The organism is Azoarcus olearius (assembly GCF_001682385.1).
GTDB classification, from domain to species: Bacteria; Pseudomonadota; Gammaproteobacteria; order Burkholderiales; family Rhodocyclaceae; genus Azoarcus; species Azoarcus olearius.
This window is the reverse complement of record NZ_CP016210.1, coordinates 131,873-149,496: the sequence shown is the minus strand read 5'-3', so window position 1 is coordinate 149,496 and position 17,624 is coordinate 131,873. Positions and strand designations below refer to the sequence as shown.

Annotated in this window: 20 protein-coding genes; 7 read left to right on the top strand and 13 right to left on the bottom strand. The window is 70.0% G+C overall.

The annotated features are described in order from the left end of the window. Positions 1-4: 4 nt before the first annotated feature. Positions 5-454, top strand: coding sequence for a MaoC family dehydratase (locus dqs_RS00630; RefSeq protein ID WP_065339377.1), 450 nt, complete (start codon positions 5-7; stop codon positions 452-454). Positions 455-751: 297 nt separating this feature from the next. On the opposite strand, the gene dqs_RS00625 is transcribed toward dqs_RS00630, so the two are convergent. Beyond that, positions 752-1,750, bottom strand: coding sequence for a pyridoxamine 5'-phosphate oxidase family protein (locus tag dqs_RS00625; RefSeq protein WP_065339376.1), 999 nt, complete (start codon positions 1,748-1,750; stop codon positions 752-754). A 2-nt stretch (positions 1,751-1,752) separates the two neighbouring features. Continuing rightward, positions 1,753-2,400, bottom strand: coding sequence for a glutathione S-transferase family protein (locus dqs_RS00620; RefSeq protein WP_065339375.1), 648 nt, complete (start codon positions 2,398-2,400; stop codon positions 1,753-1,755). 104 nt (positions 2,401-2,504) lie between these two features. Here dqs_RS00620 and dqs_RS00615 point away from each other — a divergent pair, with 104 nt between their 5' ends. Beyond that, the gene (locus tag dqs_RS00615; protein ID WP_065339374.1) at positions 2,505-3,401 is read left to right on the top strand and encodes a LysR family transcriptional regulator; all 897 of its coding nucleotides are present in this window, start codon (positions 2,505-2,507) and stop codon (positions 3,399-3,401) included. 16 nt (positions 3,402-3,417) lie between these two features. Here the strand turns inward: dqs_RS00615 and dqs_RS00610 are convergent, their stop codons facing one another. Further along, positions 3,418-4,404 carry a zinc-dependent alcohol dehydrogenase family protein gene (locus tag dqs_RS00610; RefSeq protein ID WP_065341578.1) on the bottom strand — a complete coding sequence of 329 codons (987 nt, stop codon included), beginning with the start codon at positions 4,402-4,404 and terminating at the stop codon, positions 3,418-3,420. A gap of 134 nt (positions 4,405-4,538) precedes the next feature. Here dqs_RS00610 and dqs_RS00605 point away from each other — a divergent pair, with 134 nt between their 5' ends. Then, positions 4,539-5,417: a pirin family protein gene (locus tag dqs_RS00605; RefSeq protein ID WP_011763847.1), complete on the top strand. Its 879-nt coding sequence runs from the start codon at positions 4,539-4,541 to the stop codon at positions 5,415-5,417. A 12-nt stretch (positions 5,418-5,429) separates the two neighbouring features. On the opposite strand, the gene dtd is transcribed toward dqs_RS00605, so the two are convergent. Continuing rightward, positions 5,430-5,885: a D-aminoacyl-tRNA deacylase gene (dtd, locus tag dqs_RS00600; RefSeq protein ID WP_065339373.1), complete on the bottom strand. Its 456-nt coding sequence runs from the start codon at positions 5,883-5,885 to the stop codon at positions 5,430-5,432. 63 nt (positions 5,886-5,948) lie between these two features. Next, positions 5,949-7,154 carry a glycoside hydrolase family 2 TIM barrel-domain containing protein gene (locus tag dqs_RS00595; RefSeq protein WP_065339372.1) on the bottom strand — a complete coding sequence of 402 codons (1,206 nt, stop codon included), beginning with the start codon at positions 7,152-7,154 and terminating at the stop codon, positions 5,949-5,951. A 254-nt stretch (positions 7,155-7,408) separates the two neighbouring features. On the opposite strand from dqs_RS00595, the gene dqs_RS00590 reads away from it, so the two are divergent. After that, positions 7,409-8,125, top strand: coding sequence for a queuosine precursor transporter (locus dqs_RS00590; RefSeq protein ID WP_011763844.1), 717 nt, complete (start codon positions 7,409-7,411; stop codon positions 8,123-8,125). A gap of 12 nt (positions 8,126-8,137) precedes the next feature. Here the strand turns inward: dqs_RS00590 and dqs_RS00585 are convergent, their stop codons facing one another. From dqs_RS00585 to def, 8 genes are all read right to left on the bottom strand, one after another. Beyond that, a complete protein-coding gene (locus dqs_RS00585) occupies positions 8,138-9,025 on the bottom strand; it encodes a DMT family transporter (protein WP_065339371.1) in 888 nt (295 codons plus the stop codon). 91 nt (positions 9,026-9,116) lie between these two features. Continuing rightward, the gene (gene tpx, locus dqs_RS00580) at positions 9,117-9,617 is read right to left on the bottom strand and encodes a thiol peroxidase (RefSeq protein ID WP_011763842.1); all 501 of its coding nucleotides are present in this window, start codon (positions 9,615-9,617) and stop codon (positions 9,117-9,119) included. 55 nt (positions 9,618-9,672) lie between these two features. After that, positions 9,673-10,554, bottom strand: a complete 882-nt coding sequence (locus tag dqs_RS00575; protein WP_011763841.1) for a cache domain-containing protein — start codon at positions 10,552-10,554, stop codon at positions 9,673-9,675. A gap of 92 nt (positions 10,555-10,646) precedes the next feature. Next, complete coding sequence (locus dqs_RS00570) at positions 10,647-11,759, bottom strand: transglutaminase-like domain-containing protein (protein WP_011763840.1); 1,113 nt, start codon at positions 11,757-11,759, stop codon at positions 10,647-10,649. After that, the gene (locus dqs_RS00565; RefSeq protein ID WP_065339370.1) at positions 11,756-12,283 is read right to left on the bottom strand and encodes a TlpA family protein disulfide reductase; all 528 of its coding nucleotides are present in this window, start codon (positions 12,281-12,283) and stop codon (positions 11,756-11,758) included. The genes dqs_RS00570 and dqs_RS00565 overlap by 4 nt, the downstream gene beginning before the upstream one ends. A gap of 13 nt (positions 12,284-12,296) precedes the next feature. After that, a complete protein-coding gene (gene htpX, locus dqs_RS00560; RefSeq protein ID WP_011763838.1) occupies positions 12,297-13,139 on the bottom strand; it encodes a zinc metalloprotease HtpX in 843 nt (280 codons plus the stop codon). Between the two features lie 59 nt (positions 13,140-13,198). Continuing rightward, positions 13,199-14,164, bottom strand: coding sequence for a methionyl-tRNA formyltransferase (fmt, locus tag dqs_RS00555; RefSeq protein WP_065339369.1), 966 nt, complete (start codon positions 14,162-14,164; stop codon positions 13,199-13,201). Between the two features lie 45 nt (positions 14,165-14,209). After that, the gene (gene def / locus dqs_RS00550; protein ID WP_065339368.1) at positions 14,210-14,713 is read right to left on the bottom strand and encodes a peptide deformylase; all 504 of its coding nucleotides are present in this window, start codon (positions 14,711-14,713) and stop codon (positions 14,210-14,212) included. A gap of 185 nt (positions 14,714-14,898) precedes the next feature. On the opposite strand from def, the gene dqs_RS00545 reads away from it, so the two are divergent. Genes dqs_RS00545 through dqs_RS00535 form a run of 3 tightly spaced genes read left to right on the top strand, consistent with a single transcriptional unit; the run spans position 14,899 to position 17,577 of the window. Then, positions 14,899-15,927 (top strand): LysM peptidoglycan-binding domain-containing protein, encoded by a 1,029-nt coding sequence (locus dqs_RS00545; RefSeq protein WP_041642155.1) that lies wholly within the window; start codon positions 14,899-14,901, stop codon positions 15,925-15,927. Positions 15,928-15,930: 3 nt separating this feature from the next. Then, complete coding sequence (dprA, locus tag dqs_RS00540) at positions 15,931-17,049, top strand: DNA-processing protein DprA (RefSeq protein WP_065339367.1); 1,119 nt, start codon at positions 15,931-15,933, stop codon at positions 17,047-17,049. 60 nt (positions 17,050-17,109) lie between these two features. Beyond that, complete coding sequence (locus tag dqs_RS00535) at positions 17,110-17,577, top strand: Smg family protein (RefSeq protein WP_011763833.1); 468 nt, start codon at positions 17,110-17,112, stop codon at positions 17,575-17,577. Positions 17,578-17,624: the final 47 nt, after the last annotated feature.

Here is a 17,624-nt window from a genome sequence, read left to right as displayed (position 1 = left end):
CGCGATGGACACCCGCTACCTCGACGACCTGCAGCCCGGCCAGACCTTTCGCACCGGCGGCGTGACGCTGACCGAGGCGGAGATCATCGACTTTGCCTGGCGCTACGACCCGCAGCCCTTCCACCTCGACACCGGCGCCGCGGAACAATCGCCCTACGGCGGCCTGATCGCCAGCGGCTTCCAGAGCCTGGCGCTGTGCTTCCGCCTGTTCATCCAGACCGGCGTGCTGGCGCAGTCCAGCCTGGGTTCGCCGGGCATTGACGAACTGCGCTGGCTCGCACCGGTACGCCCGGGCGACACCCTGCATTGCGAAGTCGAAGTGCTGGAGACCCGACCGTCGTCATCCAAGCCGGACCGCGGGATCGCGCGGCTGCGGTACGCGGCGCTGAATCAGCGCGGGGAGACGGTGATGACCTTTGTCATCGCACATTTGCTGAGGCGGCGGATGGGGTGAGGGGGCTGTTCTTCCCCCTCCTAGAGTGGTTAGAAACCCTGTTCCTCCCCTTCAAGGGGGAGGTTAGGAGGGGGATGGGGTTGGGCTGAGCGGCCGCGTACCCCATCCCCACCCCAACCCTCCCCTTGAAGGGGAGGGAGCAAATCGGGCCAACCCGATAGCCTCCGCTTCACTCCGTCGTTCGACCGGCGGCGAGCAGTGCTCGCCGAAACCCCTGCCTCACCCCCTCGAAGGAAAGGGAGCAGAACGACGAGCCCGGGAGCCTCTGCTTCTGCAGCGCCTGCGCCCCTGCGGGCCTTACCAGACCCCCGTCCCCTCCAGAAACGGCGAAAACTCGACCTCCGCGCCCCACCGCAGCGGCAACGCCTTTGGCCGCCGCAACACCGCATCGACACGCACCCGCAGCAGCCGCAGCGCGCCGGCAAAGGCCGCCACCGCCGCCGCGTCCTCGACGATCTCCGCGTGGCCGGCGACATGGAAGAGGTCGGCCACGCCGTCCTCCGCCGCGCCGGTGATATCGACGAACACCAGCCCCACGCGCGGGTCGAGCACGATGTTGCCGAAGGTGTTGAAGAAGTTGTTGCCGGCGAAGTCGGGCAGGGTCAGCGTCACCGTGCCGTCGGCGGCTGCGTCCCAGCGCACGAAGCCTGGCTTGCCGCCGCGGTGGGAGACGTCGGCGCCGTAGCGCGCCGCCGGGTCGTCGCCACCGGGCGGGTGGGCGGTGGCGATGAACAGGGTGTCGGCGGCGGCCACCACGCGGCGCAGGCTGTCATCCGCCGGTTCCAGCGTCTGCGGCGGAGCGGACGCCCGCGCGCCGGCCACGAATTCCGCACTGCGCGCCTGGATGTACTTCGGGCAGTTGCCGAAGCTCTCGCGCACCTCGACGCTGAAGCCCGCGGCATCTGCGGCCTCGACGCGGCCGTTCATGCGGTTGCGCCGGCGCGTCGGCGGTTCCAGGCCGAGCAGCGCCACCGTGGCGCCAACGCGGATCGCCCCGGCCAGCGGATCGCCCGCACCCGGTCGCGTGTCGATGCGCAGGGTGTGGCTATCCGGCGAGCTGACGAAGCCCGGCGGCCCGGCCAGCAGGGTCGCCCACGGTCGCCCTTCGGCGTCGGCGGCGCCGAGCACCACAAAGGGCAGTTGCGCGAAGAAGCTGCGGTGCTGCTCCGGCATATAGTCGCGGATCACGCGCGCGCCGATCTCCGCCATCTGCGCGGCCTTGCCGACGCGCTCCTGCAGCAGGCGTTCGCCGGCGTGGAAGGCGGCAGTGCCGGCAACGGGTTCGACCGGCGCCATGATCACGCTCCCGCGGGCAGCGCCGAGCGCGGCATGCCGACGAAGCCGGGTAGCGCCTCGACGCGGGCCAGCCAGGCGCGGATGTGCGGATAGGGCTGCAGAGAGATGCCGCCTTCCGGTGCGTGCGCGGTGTAGCTGTAGAGCGCGATGTCGGCCAGCGTCGGCGCGTCCGCCGCGAGATACGGCCGGTGCGCCAGTTCGGCCTCCATCACCGGCAGCAGACGGTTGGCGAGTTCGACCGCGGCGTCGTAGTCGATCGGCGCGCCGAACACATGTTTGAGCCGCGCCCGCGCCGGGCCGAAGGCGAGCAGGCCGGCGGCAGCGGAGAACCAGCGCTGCACCTCGGCGGCGGCCACCGGCTCGTCCGGCAGCCAGTCGATCTCCTCGCCGCCGCCGTAGCGCCGCGCGAGATACACCAGGATGGCGTTGGAATCGGCGATGACCTGCTCGCCGTCCTTCAGCACCGGGATCTGGCCGAAGGGATTGAGCGCGAGGAAGTCCGGCCGGCGATGCGCGCCGCCGGCGAGATCCACGTTTTCGTAGCGGTAGGGCAGGCGCAGCAGCGACAGGAACAGCGCGACGCGGTGGCAGTGGCCGGACAGCGGCAGGCCGTACAGCACCAGTTCGCCTTGGGGGATGGAGCGGGTCATCGGAGTCTCCTTCGGAATGGGTGAGTCCATTGTCAGTAATCCGTACTGCGCAATAAATGATGGCCACGGATTAGACTCCTTTCATTTCCGCAGCAATCAAACCCATGGACAAGCTCAAGGCGATGCAGATCGCGGTGGCGATCGCCGACGGTGGCAGCCTGACCGCGGCCGCCGACAGCCTCGACATCTCGCTGCCGGTGGTGGTGCGCACGCTGGCCGCGCTCGAGGCCGGACTGGGGGTGCGGCTGTTCAACCGCAGCACCCGCCGGCTGTCGCTGACCGACGAAGGCCGCGACTACCTTGCGCGCTGCCGCCAGATCCTCGCCGACATCCATGACGCGGAAGCCGCGCTGGCGAGCGACGCGGTGGTGCCGAGCGGACGGGTGGTGGTGACCGCGCCGGTGATGTTCGGCCAGCAGCACGTCGCGCCGGCGCTCACCCGCTTCGTCCAGCACTACGGACAGATGCGGGTGGAGCTGCGCCTGCACGACCGGGTGGTGAACCTGCTCGAAGAACACATCGACGTGGCGGTTCGCATCGGCGCGATCGAGGACCAGTCGCTGGTCGCCCATGCGCTGGGCACCCTGCGCCGCATCGTCGTCGCCGCCCCCGCCTACCTCGCCGCCCGCGGCACGCCGCAGCATCCGCGCGAACTCGCGGCGCACGAGTGCATCGTGTTCAACGGCAACAGCGCCGGCTGGTGGCGCTTCATCGATGACGGCCACGAATTCGGCATGACGGTGGACGGCCGCCTCACCTACAACCATGTGGCCCCGGCGCTGGACGCCTGCCGCGCCGGCATGGGACTGGGCACCTTCATCGCCTACCAGATCGCCGACGACCTGCACGCCGGCCGCCTGCTGCCGGTGCTGGAAGCCTTCGAGCTGCCGCCGCGGCCGGTGCACGTGGCCTTTCCGCACGCCCGCCTGCTGCCGACCCGCACGCGGGTGCTGGTGGACTGGCTGCGCCGCGACCTCGGCGAGCAACTCGCCGCGCTGTAGGCCGGGTGCGCGAAGCTCACTCCGGCACCAGCACCGCCGCCCCTTCGATCCGCCCCAGCCGCAGCGCGTCGAGCGCTTCGTTGGCCTGGTCCAGCCGATAGACCTGCACGTGGCTGCGCACCGGGTTGTCGGCCACGATCCGGAGGAAGCGTTCGCCGTCCGCGCGGGTGAGGTTGGCGACGGACCGCAGCACGCGCTCGCCCCACAGGATGTCGTACGGGAAGGCGGGGATATCGCTCATGTGGATGCCGGCGCAGACCACGGTGCCGCCCTTGCGCACCGCCCGCAGCGCGGCCGGCACCAGCGGGCCGGCGGGGGCGAAGATCAGCGCCGCGTCCAGCGCCTGGTCAGGCGCCTCGTCGCTGCCGCCGGCCCAGGCGGCACCGAGACGGCGGGCAAAGCCCTGGCCGGCGAGATCGCCCGGACGGGTGAAGGCATAGAAGGCGCGCCCTTGATGCACCAGCACCTGGGCGAGGATGTGGGCCGCGGCGCCGAAGCCGTAGATGCCGATGCGCTCAGCGTCGCCCGCCATCGCCAGCGCGCGGTAGCCGATCAGGCCGGCGCACAGCAGCGGCGCCAGTTCCACCGCCGGCAGCGGGTCGGGCAGCGGAAAGCAGTAACGCTGGTCGGCCACGGTGTATTCCGCGTAGCCGCCGTCCAGCGTGTAGCCGGTGAAGCGTGCGGCGTCACACAGGTTCTCGTGGCCGCCGCGGCAATAGCTGCATTCGCCGCAGGTCCAGCCCAGCCACGGCACGCCGGCGCGCTGGCCGATGCGCAGTGCGGTGACACCGGGCCCGGTGGCGACGACGCGGCCGACGATCTCGTGGCCCGGCACCACCGGCAGGCGCGGCTCGGGCAATTCGCCGTCGACCAGGTGCAGATCGGTGCGACACACGCCGCAGGCTTCCACCTTCAGCAGTACCTGGCCCGGGCCGGGCGTCGGCTGCGGCAGCACCGCGGGCCGCAGCGGCTGGCCGGGGGTATCCAACACCATCGCGCGCATCGCGTCCTCCTTGCTGCGTTGGCTGATCCGGAACAACGCTACGCCGCCGACACCCCCGCGGCAAGCAATCGCGCTGGCGAAAGCAGTGGCGACCGGCCATATTGGACTCTATCCCCGCGCTGACAGAGGCCGCCATGCCCGAACTCCTGATCGAACCGCGCCGCGCCGATCTCGGCCACGGCCTTGTCGTGCAGCGCATCCTGCCGTACGCGCGGCGGCGCATGGTCGGCCCCTTCATCTTCCTGGACCATGCCGGCCCGGTGCGGCTGCCGCCGGAACTCGCCCGCCTTGCCGACGTGCGCCCCCATCCGCATATCGGCCTGGCCACGGTGAGCTACCTGCTCGGCGGCGAGATCACCCACCGCGACAGCCTGGGCATGGAGCAGCCGATCCGGCCGGGCGAGGTGAACTGGATGACGGCGGGGCGCGGCATCGTGCATTCGGAACGCTTCGACAGCCCGGCCGCGTTCGCCGGCACCGGGCTGGAGCTGCTGCAGTCCTGGGTGGCGCTGCCGGCCGAGCACGAGGAGACAGCGCCCGCGTTCGACCACTATCCGGCGGCGCTGCTGCCCACCGCCACCGAAGGGGGACTGTGGCTGCGGGTGATCGCCGGAAAGGCGTTCGGCCTCGCAAGCCCGGTACGCACGCTGTCGCCGATGTTCTACCTGCACGTGAAGCTGACCGCGGGCAGCGCGGTGGCGCTGCCGGGCGACTACAGCGAACGCGCCGCCTATGTGGTGGACGGCCGCATCGAGATCGACGGCACAGCCTACGGCGCCGGCCGCATGCTGGTGTTCGGGCAGGCCGAGGCGCCCACGCTGCGCGCGCTCGACGATGCCACGGTGATGCTGCTGGGCGGCGAGCCGGTGGGCGAACGCCACATCTGGTGGAACTTCGTGTCGTCGCGCAAGGACCGCATCGAACAGGCCAAGGCCGACTGGCGCGCGGGACGCATTCCGCTGCCGCCCAACGACAACGCCGAGTTCATCCCGCTGCCCGAAACCGTGGCCTGAAGCGGCCTTGCGTCAACCCGCGCTTGCGGGCGGGATGCGCAGCGGGATCGTAACCGGACCGTCATTGACCAGCTCGACCTGCATCATCGCGCCGAAGCGGCCGGTGGCAACCTCGCCATGCTGCGCGCGCGCACGGGCGACGAAATGCTCGTACAGCGCCCGTCCGGTGTCGGCGGGCGCGGCGTTGGCGAAGCTCGGCCGGTTGCCGCCGCTGGTATCGGCCGCGAGCGTGAACTGGCTGACGACCAGCAGACCGCCGCCGACCTCGTGCAGCGAGCGGTTCATGCGTCCGCCCTCGTCGGCAAAGATGCGCAGCTTGAGGAGCTTGGCGAGCAGCTTGTCGGCCTCGGCTTCGGTGTCGCCCTGCTCGGCGCACACCAGCGCCAGCAGGCCGGTACCGATCTCGCCGGTGGTCGCGCCGTCCACCGTCACCCGGGCGCGCGTCACGCGCTGCAGCAAGGCCATCATCGCAAGCGTTCTCCTCGGCAAAGCCGGCGACGCTACGTCAGCACCGGGCCGGCGGCAAGCGCTTCAGCGCACCAGGAAGGGCAGGTTGGCGGTGGCGACCTTGCCGCGGCCGTCGCGCACGGTGAGGAAGAGGCGGTAGGCACCGGGGGCCTGTGGCGCGACGAAGCGCACGCTGGCGGCATCGGCATGGCGCAGTTGCACCGCCACGCGCGGCGGCGCGGTCTCGACATCGCCGCCCTTGCGCAGATCGGTGGCCTCGGCGAAAACCGCCCAGTCGGTGACCAGCGGTGCACCGTCGGGCGCGATCGCATCCACCCCGGCGGAGATCTCCTGCCCGGGCGCGAATTCGTCGGCGGCGATGCCGATGCCGCGAATCACCGGCGCGGCATGCGTCTCCGGCCGGCCCCAGGCGGCCGCGAGCGCATCGCTCATCGCGGTGGCGCTGCCGTCGGCCAGCAGCAGGCCGTGCCAGGTGGCGGTCTGCTCCTGCTTGGCGCCCCACAGGAACGGAAACACGCCGGCGATCTGCGGCTGCTGGCGCAGGAAGGCGAGCGCATCGCGGTAGAACGCGGCCTTCTGGCTGCTGGTGAGTTCCACCGGCGCACCCCAGGGCTTGCGCCCCGCCTGCCACTGGCCGAGCGGACCGAGTTCGGCCACCACCACCGGCTTGGCAATGCCGGCCTCGGCCAGCCGTTGCGGCAGGTCGAACACCGCGCCGGCATAGACGTTGATGCCGAGCATGTCGACATGGGCGCAGCAATCGGCCAGTTGCCGGAGCTGCGCCATGCCGGTGTCCGCCACCACCATCAGCGTCGGGTGGCGCGGGTCGGCGGCCTTCACCACGCCGGCGAGGCGGTCGATGCGGCGCCACACGGCAAGGTGGTCGGCGGTGCCGGTCTCGACCTCGTTGCCCACGCCCCAGGCCAGCAGCGCCGGATGGTCGCGGTGGCGCGTCACGAAGTCGCGCAGCGCGGCCTCGTGGGCGCGCAGCACCGTCTCGTCCTCCAGCCGCACGCCGTGGCGCGGATGACCGACCCACAAGCCCATCACCACCTTCAGCCCCAGTTGCTGCGCGGCATCCAGCACCCAGGCGTCGGATTCCCGATAGACCCGGATCACCCGCGCCCCGGCCCGCGCCAGTCGCTCCAGCGCGGCGCGGTCGCCTTCGAACGCGGCGCCCTGCCATTGCGCACCGGCCGCCGGCAGCGCAGCGGCAGAGACAGCCAGCCATCCGAGCAGCGCCAGCCGGCGCAGTCCTCCACGTTCCATTCCGTACTCCCCAACGAAGGCGCGATTGTGACCGGCCGCGGCCGCAGATGTTCGCCCGGCCGCGCGGTGCGTTGAAAGCGCGCGTGCGCGCTGCGACACTGGCGCCCTTGCCGCAGCCCGACGCCCGACGCGCCGCCTCGCCCGTCCACGGAAAGGCTGCGGTGGCCGTCGAACCCGTCCCACACCCCCGCCTCGCCTTGAAGGGGAGGGAAAACCGGAACCCCAGCGCAGCACCCGCCTCCCCCGGAGCCCGCATGAACCCCACGCCCGCCGCGCCGCGGCAGTACCGCTACTACGAGTTCGTGATGGCGGCCTTCGTTGCCGTCTATCTGTGCTCCAACCTCATCGGCCCGGCCAAGGCGGCGCAGATCGAACTGCCGCTGATCGGCGCGGTGACCTTCGGCGCCGGCGTGCTGTTCTTCCCGATCTCCTACATCTTTGGCGACGTGCTGACCGAGGTCTATGGCTACGCCCGCGCGCGGCGGGTGATCTGGGCCGGTTTCGGCGCGATGATCTTCGCCTCGCTGATGGCCTGGGTGGTGGTGAAACTGCCGCCGGCCCCGGGCTGGCAGAACCAGGCGGCCTACGAGATCGCCTACGGCTCCACCTGGCGCATCGTCGCGGCGTCGCTCACGGCCTTCTTCTGCGGCGAGTTCGTCAATTCCTTCGTGCTGGCGAAGATGAAGGTCTGGACCGAGGGCCGCCATCTGTGGGCGCGCACGATCGGCTCCACGGTGGTGGGCGAAGGCGTCGATTCGCTGCTGTTCTACCCGCTCGCGTTCTGGAACTCCGGGCTGATCCCCAACGAGTTGCTGCCCGCCGTCATGGTCGGCCAGTTTGTCTCCAAGGTGATGGTCGAAGTGGTGTTCACGCCGCTCACCTACCGCATCGTGGCCTTCCTGAAGCGCGCCGAGCGCGAGGACTACTACGACCGCGACACCGACTTCACGCCGTTCTCGATCCGCGCCTGAACCGGCGGGCGCTCAGCCCGCGCGGCGCGGCAACAGCGCTGCCGACAGCGCCAGCATGATCAGCACCGCCGCAGCGAGGTCTTGCGGATGCGGTCGTTCGCCGGTGATCGGCATCGCCGACGCTAGCCCGATCACCGGAATCATCATCACCGACAGCGCGCTGGCCACCGGCGGCAGGCTGCGCGCGATCGAGAACCACAGCACCTGGGCCGCGGCGCAGGCGATGACGACGCCGTAGCCCACCGCCACCCACATCGGCAACGAGAACTGCAGCGTCGGCACCGGCTCCTTCAGCACCGCCAGTACCCATAGCACGGGCAGCGCGCACACCAGCATGCCGACCGTGAGCGCCTCGGTGGAGACCGCCGGGGCGAGCCGTTTCAGCAACAGCGTGCCCAGCGCCCACGACGCGGCCGCCGCCAGCATCCACGCCATGCCGAGCGGGCGCCCGGAGAGCTGCCCCAGCTCGTGCCACAGCAGCAACAGCACCGCCGCGGCGGCGCAGGCGGTGGCCAGCCACAGACGCGGGTTCATGCGTTCGCGAAAGAACAGCACGCCCAGCAGCACGGTCCAGATCGGCATCGTGAAGCCCAGGATGGCGGCGCGGCCGGACGCGAGCGCCTGCACGCCGAAGATCGAGAAGCAGTACCAGCCGGCGATGTTGGGCAGGGCGAGCAGCATCACCCGTCCCCACTCCCGCCGCGGTACGCGCAGGCTGACGCCGCGCAGACGGAACCACGCGATCAGCAGCAGCAGGCCGCCGCTGACCGTGAGGGCGCGGAAGTACAGGGGCGTGATCTCGCGCAGCGAGAACTTCATGACCGGCCAGTTCACCCCCCAGAACAGGGTGAGCAGGACGAGCGCGAGCAGGGTGCGGGGAGGAATTCGGGCAGGCTGCAAGGGCAACTCCGGAGGGACGCGGGAAAAGCACGCGCAAAAACAAAGGCGGCGGGCCCGCAGGCCCGCCGCCGCAGTGCCGGCGCCGCCGGAATTACTTCAGCACCGCGAGCGCGGCGGCGTAGTCCGGTTCGTTCTTGATCTCCGACACCAGCTCGGCATGGATGACCTTGTCGTTCTCGTCGACCACGACCACCGCGCGCGCGGTGAGGCCGGCGAGCGGACCGGAGCTGATCGCGACGCCGTAGTCACGGGCAAAACCGGGGTTGCGGAAGGTCGACAGCGTCTTGACGTTGTCGAGCCCCTCGGCCGCGCAGAAGCGCTTGGCGGCAAAGGGCAGGTCGCCCGAGATCACCAGCACCACGGTGTTGGCCAGCGCGCCGGCCTCGGCGTTGAAGCGCCGGGTGGAGGTCGCGCAGGTCGGGGTGTCGAGGCTGGGCACGATGTTGAGCACCTTGCGCTTGCCGGCCCAGGTGTCGAGGCCGACATCGGCCAGCTCCGGGGTGGTCAGCGCAAAGGCCGGGGCGCTTTCGCCCACTTGCGGAAAGCGGCCGGCGATGGAAATCGGGTTGCCGCCCAGGGTGACGGTAGCCATGGGGTAAATCTCCTCTATGTCAGGGTGATGACGCCGCCGGGCTCTGGGGCACCGGTCAGCGGGTGTAGTAGCCTACACCGAGCAGCTTGCCGTCGACCACGCGGAAATACGTGTGCTTGCTTTCCAGCTTGGCCGTCACCGGGTTTTGCCAGGCGTAGTCGAGTTCGCCTTCACCCTTCTTGCGCGCGACATTGATCATGTCGGTGATCAGTGCCTTGCCCTTGGGATCGCGCAGTTCGCGCGCGTCGCGGCCCACCAGCGCGGGGGTGGCGCCGTGGGCGAGAAAGCGCCCGTCGCCCATGTCGACGACGAACACATACAGGTCGTCCTGGATGAAGCGGCCGCCCACCTGCTGGAATTCGCCCAGCGCGGCGCCGCTGTCGCGGGCCAGCGCGGCCGCAGCCTGATCCAGCAGCGCACGCGCCTGCGCCGGGGTGGCGCGCGGGGTATAGAAGCCCACCGCGACGATGATTCCGCCCACCTTGCGGAACAGCGTGACCTTGGGTTCCTCGCGCTGGTCCGCGGGGTTCAGCCAGCGATACTCGATGCGGCCTTCGCCACGGCTCGCCGCCGTATCCAGCATCTCGCGGAAGAAGGGCTTGCCCGCGGCGTCGGTGGTGGCGGCAACGTTCTGCCCGATCAGTGCGGCCGAGGAGCCGCCGCTGGCGAGAAAGCGCCCGTCGCTGCCCAGCGCATACACATAGAGGTCGCGGTCGACGAAGGGCCCCTGGCGGCTGAAGTCGGCGACGCCGGCTTCGCCCTTCGCTTCGATGTGCTTGACCGCCCGGTCCAGCAGGCGCGCCGCGCGCTTTTCGTCCCAGCGTTCCGACAGACGTGCCGGTTCGGGAGTGGCCGCGCGCAGCACGGACGATTGCAGCGATGCGGCCGCACACAGGGCGGTAGCGAGGCCAAGGACGCGACGGCGCGAAACGGGCATGGTGTGTCTCCTGTCTTTTTGAACGAATGTACAAAAAGATAGAAACTTTTCCCCGGCTTGTCGAGCGCCGCGGCATCCGCGGCCCTGCTGCCTCAGGCGCGCACGACTTCGCGCGCCGTCAGCGTGTAGCGGAAACTGTCCGGATCCAGGCTGTCGAAGCGGCCCTGCGCGCTTTCACCCTGCGGGTACATCAGGAAGGGCACCGGCGCGCCGCCGCTGCCGGGCAGTTCCAGGTCGTGGGCGACGTTGTAGGCCAGCCAGTTCATCTCCCATGCGCCGAACAACTGCTTGCGCGCCGCGCGCACCTTGGCGTCGTCCAGCGCAAGGTTGCCCGGCGGCTCCTCCAGCACCACCTTGCGCACGTCGGCGGGATCGACCGGCACCCAGCCGAAGCGGGCGAGGAACACTTCGGCGCGGCAATGCTGGGCCTTGGAGATGTTGCCGCTCTTGCCCAGGCTCTTGTAGCCGAAGCGCGAGTCGGCCACGCGCACGCCGTAGACGTCGCGCGCAGGAATGCCGGCGGCTCTCGCCAGGCCGACGTAGAGCGCGTTGAGGTCGGCACACTTGCCCGACAGGTTGCCGGTTTCCAGCATCGCCTTGATGTCGCCGATGCCGCAGCCGCGCGTCTTGGGATTGCGGAAGGTGTTGTCCACCACCCATTCGTAGATCGCGCGCGCCTTGTCCTCGTCGGTCTTCGCGCCGGCAGTGATCTGCAGCGCGGTGTCGCGCACGATGCCGTCGGTGGGCAGCAATTCGGTGGCGCCGGTGTAGAGGGCGTGCTCGGCGGCGCTCAACGCCAGCGGACGGGCCGCCGGGCGGCTGAAGTCCACCGCGCGGTCGCGGGTGGCGAAGCGGCTGGTGATCTCCAGCTCGGGCACGCCGGCATCGGCCGCCCATTCCGCGTACAGCATCGCCGCGCCGTAGCGCGGATCGCGCACCACGCGGGCGAGACCGGCATTGCCCTGCCAGGCGTTGCCGAGCGGGCGGAACCAGTCGGTTTCCTCGGTGTAAGGCAGCGGCAGCCAGGCGCGCACCACACCTGCGGCCTGCACCGGCTCGATGCGGGTGACGACTTCGAATTCACGCCAGCCTGCCGCCGGCGAGGGCGCGAACAGCGGCGCGGCAGTATCGGCAGCGCGCGCCCAGGCCGGCAGTGCCAGGCCGGCGGCGAGCGCGGAGGTCTTGAGGAAGTCGCGGCGTTTCACGGTGTCTTTCCTTTCGGGATAGGGGTGGATTCGGAAGCGGTCAGCGCACGCAGCCGGGCGCGCAGCTCGGGCGCGCGCCAGTCGGCCTCGCCGCGCACGCGAAAACGCGGGCGATGGGCGGCGTCGAGCATGATGGTGGTGGGCAGCAGGCGCGCACCCCAGGCACGGGCGATCAGTTGTTCCGGGTCGTTGATCAGCACGACGTTGTCGAGCAGGTAGTCGTCGAGAAAGCGCCGGCTGTCGGCGGCACGGTCGGCCACCGCGACGGTGATCAGCGCGATCCCCGGCTCCTGCTCGTCCAGCTCGACCAGCGCGGGCATCTCGTCGCGGCAGGGCTCGCACCAGCTCGCCCAGAAGTTGATCAGCACCGCACGCCCCTGCACGCGCGCCAGTTCTGCATGCAGCGCCGCGGGCGCGGGCGGCAGCGTGGCAAGCGGCTCGAGGTCGACGGCAAACGCGCTTGCCGGTGCGAGGCACACGGCAAGCGCGCAGAAGAAACGCCGCAGCAGGCGGCGGCTGGTCATGCCCCCATTCCCGTCATCCCATCGCGCGCAGGCGGGCGATGCGCTCCTCGGTGGAGGGGTGGGTGGAGAACAGCCCGCGCAGGCTGCCGCCGGACAGCGGATTCATGATCATCATCTGCGCGGTTTCCGGATGGGCCTCGGCGGTGTGCATCGGGATGCCGCGCGCGTAGGCGTCGATCTTCGCGAGCGCGCTGGCGAGCGCCTGCGGATCGCCGGAGATCTCGGCGCCACCACGGTCGGCTCCGAATTCGCGGGTGCGGCTGATCGCCATCTGGATCAGCATGCCGGCGATCGGCGCGAGGATCATGACGATGATGGAGACAACCGGGTTGGGCCGGTCCTCGCCATCGCGCGAGCCGCCAAAGAACATGCCGAACTGCGCGAGCGACGAAATCGCCCCGGCGACGGTGGCCGAGATCGTGGAGATCAGGATGTCGCGGTTCTTCACGTGCGCCAGCTCGTGCGCCATCACGCCGCGCAGCTCGCGCTCGGACAGCATCCGCATGATGCCGGTGGTGGCCGCTACCGCGGCATGCTCGGGATTGCGCCCGGTGGCGAAGGCGTTGGGCTGGTCCTCGTCAATGATGTAGACCTTGGGCATCGGCAGCCCGGCGCGCTGGGCGAGGCCGCGCACCATGTTGTACAGATAGGGCGAGGTGGCCTCGTCGACCTCGCGCGCGTTGTACATCTTCAACACCATCTTGTCGGAGAACCAGTAGGCCCACAGGTTCATCGCGCCACCCAGCACCAGCGCCAGCAGCATGCCCTGCTTGCCGCCGATGACGCCGCCGACCGCGCCGAACAGCGCGACGATGCCGGCCATGAGTATCGAAGTCTTGATCCAGTTACCGAACATGGGGGTGATCCTTGCTAGCTGATTCCTTGCGGCGGTAGATGGGGCCGGTGGCCCCGCTTTCAACCGGCTTGCGCTCCGCCAACCGCGAACCGTTCCCCGGCACAGACCGGGAAGCCGCGCAGGAATTCCCCGGCCGCAAGGCGCCGGCTGCCAGGGCGCTGCAGTTCGCGCAGCCGCAAGGCCTGCGCCCCGCATGCGACCACCACGCCCTCGGCATCCGCCGCCAGCACGGTGCCCGGGGCCGCGTCCGGCGCGGGGACCGCGACGACCTCCGCCGCCCACACCTTGATCACGGTATCGCGCAGGCTGCCCACCGCCACCGGGAAGGGGTTGAAAGCGCGGACCGCGCGCTCGATGTCCGCCGCCGGGCGGGTCCAGTCGATGGCCGCTTCGTCGCGATGGATCTTGTTCGCGTAGGTCACCCCGGCCGCAGGCTGGGGCGTGCGGGACAGGGTGCCGCCGGGCAGCGCCGCGAGGGCCTCGACGATGCATTCGGCACCGAGCGCGGCGAGCTTGTCGTGCAGGGTGCCGGTGGTGTCGTCGGGGCGGATCGGGATCGCCCGCCGCAACAGCATGTCGCCGGTATCGAGCCCTTCGTCCATCTGCATGATGGTGATTCCGGTCTCGGCGTCGCCCGCCTCCACGGCGCGGTGGATGGGGGCGGCACCGCGCCAGCGGGGCAACAGCGAGGCGTGGATGTTGATGCAACCGTAGCGCGGCAGCTGCAGCACCGCCGCGGGCAGGATCAGGCCGTAGGCCGCCACCACCAGCACGTCGGGCTCACAGGCGGCGAGGCGCTGACGCTGTTCATCGGTACGCAGCTTCTCCGGCTGGTCGACGTCCAGCCCGCGCGCCAGCGCAAGCTGCTTGACCGGGCTGGGCGTCAGCTTCATGCCGCGCCCGGCGGGGCGGTCGGGCTGGGTCAGCACCAAGGGCACGGAGTAGCCCGCATCGAGGATGGCGGCGAGTGCGCTGGCAGCGAATTCTGGCGTGCCGGCGAAGGCGACACGGAGCGGAAGGGACATGGGCGGAACCGGGAAAAGCGGGGCGGCGACGGGCGCCGCCGTGGATCAGGCGGTGATGCGCGCCTTCTTGGCCAGCTTGCTCTTGATGCGGCCGAGCTTGAGCGGCGACAGGTACTCGACGAAGACCTTGCCGTCGAGGTGGTCGATTTCGTGCTGGATGCACACCGCGAGCAGGCCTTCGGCAGCCAGTTCGAACGGGTGGCCGTTGCGGTCGAGCGCACGCACCGTGACGCGTTCGGCACGGGTGACCTTTTCGTAAACACCGGGCACCGACAGGCAGCCTTCCTCGCACACCTGCTCGCCGTCGCGTTCGACGATCTGGGGATTGATCAGCGCCATCAGGCCGGACTTGTCCTCGGAGATGTCGATCACGACGACGCGCCGGTGCACGTCCACCTGGGTCGCGGCCAGGCCGATGCCGGGCGCCTCGTACATGGTCTCGGCCATGTCGTCGATCAGCTTGCGTACGTCATCGTCGACCGTGTCGACGGGCGCGGCGCGCCGATGAAGCCGTGGATCGGGGTAGCGCAGGATGGGGAGAAGAGCCATAAATGCTTGCCGGGATAAGCCTTTAAGTGCAGAATTTCAAGCGATTTGACATGCATGCCCACGTGCTGTGCCGGGCAGGGTTCCGACGGCGCTGGGGTGGTTTGCGATCACCCTGTTTCGACCCTTGGCGGCAAAGCGGCGTTCCTGGACGGCGAGAGCCTTCCCGCACTTACCGGAAGCGAGCAATGATCCGAATTATATTCCCACTCCTCGTCAGCATTGCGACCCTGTTTGCCGGCGCCGCCGCGGCCCAGGGCGTCCAGCTTGCGGACGACGCGCCCGACTCCTACACGGTGGTCAAGGGCGACACGCTGTGGGGCATTTCCGGCCGCTTCCTCAAGCAGCCCTGGCGCTGGCCCGAGGTGTGGCGTTTCAACCGCGACCAGATCCGCAATCCGCACCTCATCTATCCCGGCCAGGTGATCCTGCTCGACCGCAGCGGCCCGTGGCTGACGGTCGGCCGCCGGGTCGGCAGCCGCGACGAAAAACTGTTCCCGCAGGTCTATTCCGAAAGCGGTACGCAGCCGGTGCCGAGCATTCCGCTGCATGTCATCGATCCTTTCCTGACCCGCCCGCTGATCGTCGACGGCGCCCGCATCGCCAATTCGGCCACCATCGTCGCCACCGAAACCAGCCGCGTCTATACGGGCACCGGCGACACGGTGTTCGCCAAGAACGTGCGTGAAGGGGTCGACAGCTGGCAGATCTACCGCCCGGCGCGCGCGCTGCACGACCCGGTCACCCAGGAACTGCTCGGCTATGAAGCCGAATACCTCGGGAGCGCCCGCGTCACCGAGCGCGGCAACCCGACCACGCTGGAAATCCTCAACGCCAACGAGGAGATCGGCGTCGGCGACCTGATGGTGCCCAGCGAGCCGCCGTCGGTGTTCTCCTATGCTCCCCATGCGCCCGAGCAGGCCGTGGAAGGGCGCGTCGTGTCGATCTACCGCGGCGTGACCGAAACCGGTCGCCTGCACGTGGTCGCCCTCGGCGCCGGTGCCCAGCAAGGCGTGGAACGTGGCCACGTGCTGGCGCTGTACCGCAATCGTGGCGTGGCTGAATACAAGGACGACCAGGGGCGCGAATCCTTCCAGCTGCCGGAGAAGCGCTATGGCCTGGTGTTCGTGTTCCGCGTCTTCGACCGCATCTCGTACGGCCTGATCATGGAAACCGACGGTCAGGTCAGCATCGGCGACAGCATCCGCAAGCCCTGAGCAGTGCCACCGGGCAAGGATCTGGCCGGCTGGCTGCGGCTGGCACTGGCGCCCGGCCTCGGCCCGGAACGACAGCGCCGGCTGCTCGCCGCCTTCGGGCTGCCGGAGGCCGTGTTCCAGAGCAGCCGCGGCGCGATCGCCAGCGTCGTCGGCAATGAGGCCGCGGACCGGCTGCTGGCACCGCCGGACGGCAAAGCCATCGACGCTGCCCTGGCCTGGGCGGACGAATCCGGCAACCACATCCTCACGCTCGCCGACGCCGACTATCCGCCGGCGCTGCTCGAGATTTCCGACCCGCCCACGCTGCTGTATCTCAAGGGCGAACCCGCACTGCTGCAGCGCCCCGCGCTCGCCGTCGTCGGGGCCCGTTCGGCCACCGCCAACGGTGAAGCCAATGCCGCGGCCTTCGCCCGCGCGCTCGGCGAAGCGGGACTCGTGATCGTCAGCGGACTGGCGGCGGGCATCGATGCAGCAGCCCACCGCGGAGCACTCGCCGCCAGCGGGGGCGCAGGCACCGTGGCGGTGATCGGCACTGGCGCGGATCGCATCTACCCCGCCAGCAACGCCGAGCTTGCGCGCCAGATTGCGCAGGCCGGCGCCATCCTCAGCGAGTTCCCGCTGGGCGCGCCCGCGCTGCGTCACCATTTTCCACGCCGCAACCGCCTCATCGCCGGACTCTCGCTCGGCGTGCTGGTGGTGGAAGCGGCGGTCGGCAGCGGCTCGCTGATCACCGCGCGGCTGGCCACCGAGACCGGCCGCGAGGTGTTCGCGATCCCGGGCTCCATCCACTCGCCGCTGGCGCGCGGCTGTCACCGGCTGATCCGTGACGGCGCCAAGCTGGTCGAAACCGCGGAGGATGTACTGGAAGAGCTGCGCGGACGCTTTTCGCCTGCGCAGCACGCCCCTTCCACCGCCGCCGCGGGGCCGGATTCCGCCCCGCCTCCGCCCGCCGATCCCGCCGCCGCCGTGGTGCTTGCGCTGATCGGCCACGAGCCCGTGGACATCGAGCTTCTGGTGCAGCGCAGCGGCTTGACGGTCGACGCGCTGTACGCCATTCTCCTTCCCATGGAACTGGACGGTCGCATCGGCCGTTGTGCAGGCAGCCGGTTCCAGCGCCTCTAACACTCAAGGCCGAACGCAAGGCGGTCGCCCTGGCGCTGCCGGTCATTCGCGAGGTTTCCTTTGTTCGACATCCTTGTCTATCTCTTCGAGAGCTATATCCACGCCAATGCCTGCCCGGCGTCCGACCAGCTCGCGCGCAAGCTCTCCGCGGCCGGTTTCGAAGACGAGGAAATCAACGAGGCGCTCGACTGGCTGGCGGGGCTGCGCCGTGTCGCGGCCGAAACCCATCCCTGCGTGGCGCCCTCCCGCAGTGCGGTGCGGCTGTATTCCGACTACGAGTGCACCCGCCTCAGCGCCGCCTGCCGGGGTTTCCTCACCTTCCTGGAAGGTGCGGGGGTGCTGGACGCCGTCAGCCGCGAACTGATCGTCGAGCGCGCGGTGGCTTTGAGCAACTTCACGATCACCCTCGGCCGCCTCAAGGTCATCGTGCTGATGGTGCTGTGGCAGCGCGAACAGCCGGTCGACACCCTGATCATCGACGAGCTGCTGTCCTCCGACGACGACGAAGGCGCGCCCCTGCTGCACTGACCCTCGCCGCCATCTGGCTTGCACGGCGGGCGCGCGGCTCTTTATCA

What these genes read in the sequence shown, in the direction of transcription:
- dqs_RS00590 (WP_011763844.1), top strand. Translation starts at nt 7,409, where the DNA reads ATGAACCCCACGCCCGCCGCGCCGCGGCAGTACCGCTACTACGAGTTC.
- dqs_RS00620 (WP_065339375.1), bottom strand. Translation starts at nt 2,400, where the DNA reads ATGACCCGCTCCATCCCCCAAGGCGAACTGGTGCTGTACGGCCTGCCG.
- dqs_RS00565 (WP_065339370.1), bottom strand. Translation starts at nt 12,283, where the DNA reads ATGACCAGCCGCCGCCTGCTGCGGCGTTTCTTCTGCGCGCTTGCCGTG.
- dtd (WP_065339373.1), bottom strand. Translation starts at nt 5,885, where the DNA reads ATGATGGCCTTGCTGCAGCGCGTGACGCGCGCCCGGGTGACGGTGGAC.
- fmt (WP_065339369.1), bottom strand. Translation starts at nt 14,164, where the DNA reads ATGTCCCTTCCGCTCCGTGTCGCCTTCGCCGGCACGCCAGAATTCGCT.
- dqs_RS00625 (WP_065339376.1), bottom strand. Translation starts at nt 1,750, where the DNA reads ATGGCGCCGGTCGAACCCGTTGCCGGCACTGCCGCCTTCCACGCCGGC.
- dqs_RS00575 (WP_011763841.1), bottom strand. Translation starts at nt 10,554, where the DNA reads ATGCCCGTTTCGCGCCGTCGCGTCCTTGGCCTCGCTACCGCCCTGTGT.
- dqs_RS00605 (WP_011763847.1), top strand. Translation starts at nt 4,539, where the DNA reads ATGCCCGAACTCCTGATCGAACCGCGCCGCGCCGATCTCGGCCACGGC.
- tpx (WP_011763842.1), bottom strand. Translation starts at nt 9,617, where the DNA reads ATGGCTACCGTCACCCTGGGCGGCAACCCGATTTCCATCGCCGGCCGC.
- htpX (WP_011763838.1), bottom strand. Translation starts at nt 13,139, where the DNA reads ATGTTCGGTAACTGGATCAAGACTTCGATACTCATGGCCGGCATCGTC.
- dqs_RS00610 (WP_065341578.1), bottom strand. Translation starts at nt 4,404, where the DNA reads ATGCGCGCGATGGTGTTGGATACCCCCGGCCAGCCGCTGCGGCCCGCG.
- def (WP_065339368.1), bottom strand. Translation starts at nt 14,713, where the DNA reads ATGGCTCTTCTCCCCATCCTGCGCTACCCCGATCCACGGCTTCATCGG.
- dqs_RS00630 (WP_065339377.1), top strand. Translation starts at nt 5, where the DNA reads ATGGACACCCGCTACCTCGACGACCTGCAGCCCGGCCAGACCTTTCGC.
- dqs_RS00595 (WP_065339372.1), bottom strand. Translation starts at nt 7,154, where the DNA reads ATGGAACGTGGAGGACTGCGCCGGCTGGCGCTGCTCGGATGGCTGGCT.
- dqs_RS00545 (WP_041642155.1), top strand. Translation starts at nt 14,899, where the DNA reads ATGATCCGAATTATATTCCCACTCCTCGTCAGCATTGCGACCCTGTTT.
- dqs_RS00615 (WP_065339374.1), top strand. Translation starts at nt 2,505, where the DNA reads ATGGACAAGCTCAAGGCGATGCAGATCGCGGTGGCGATCGCCGACGGT.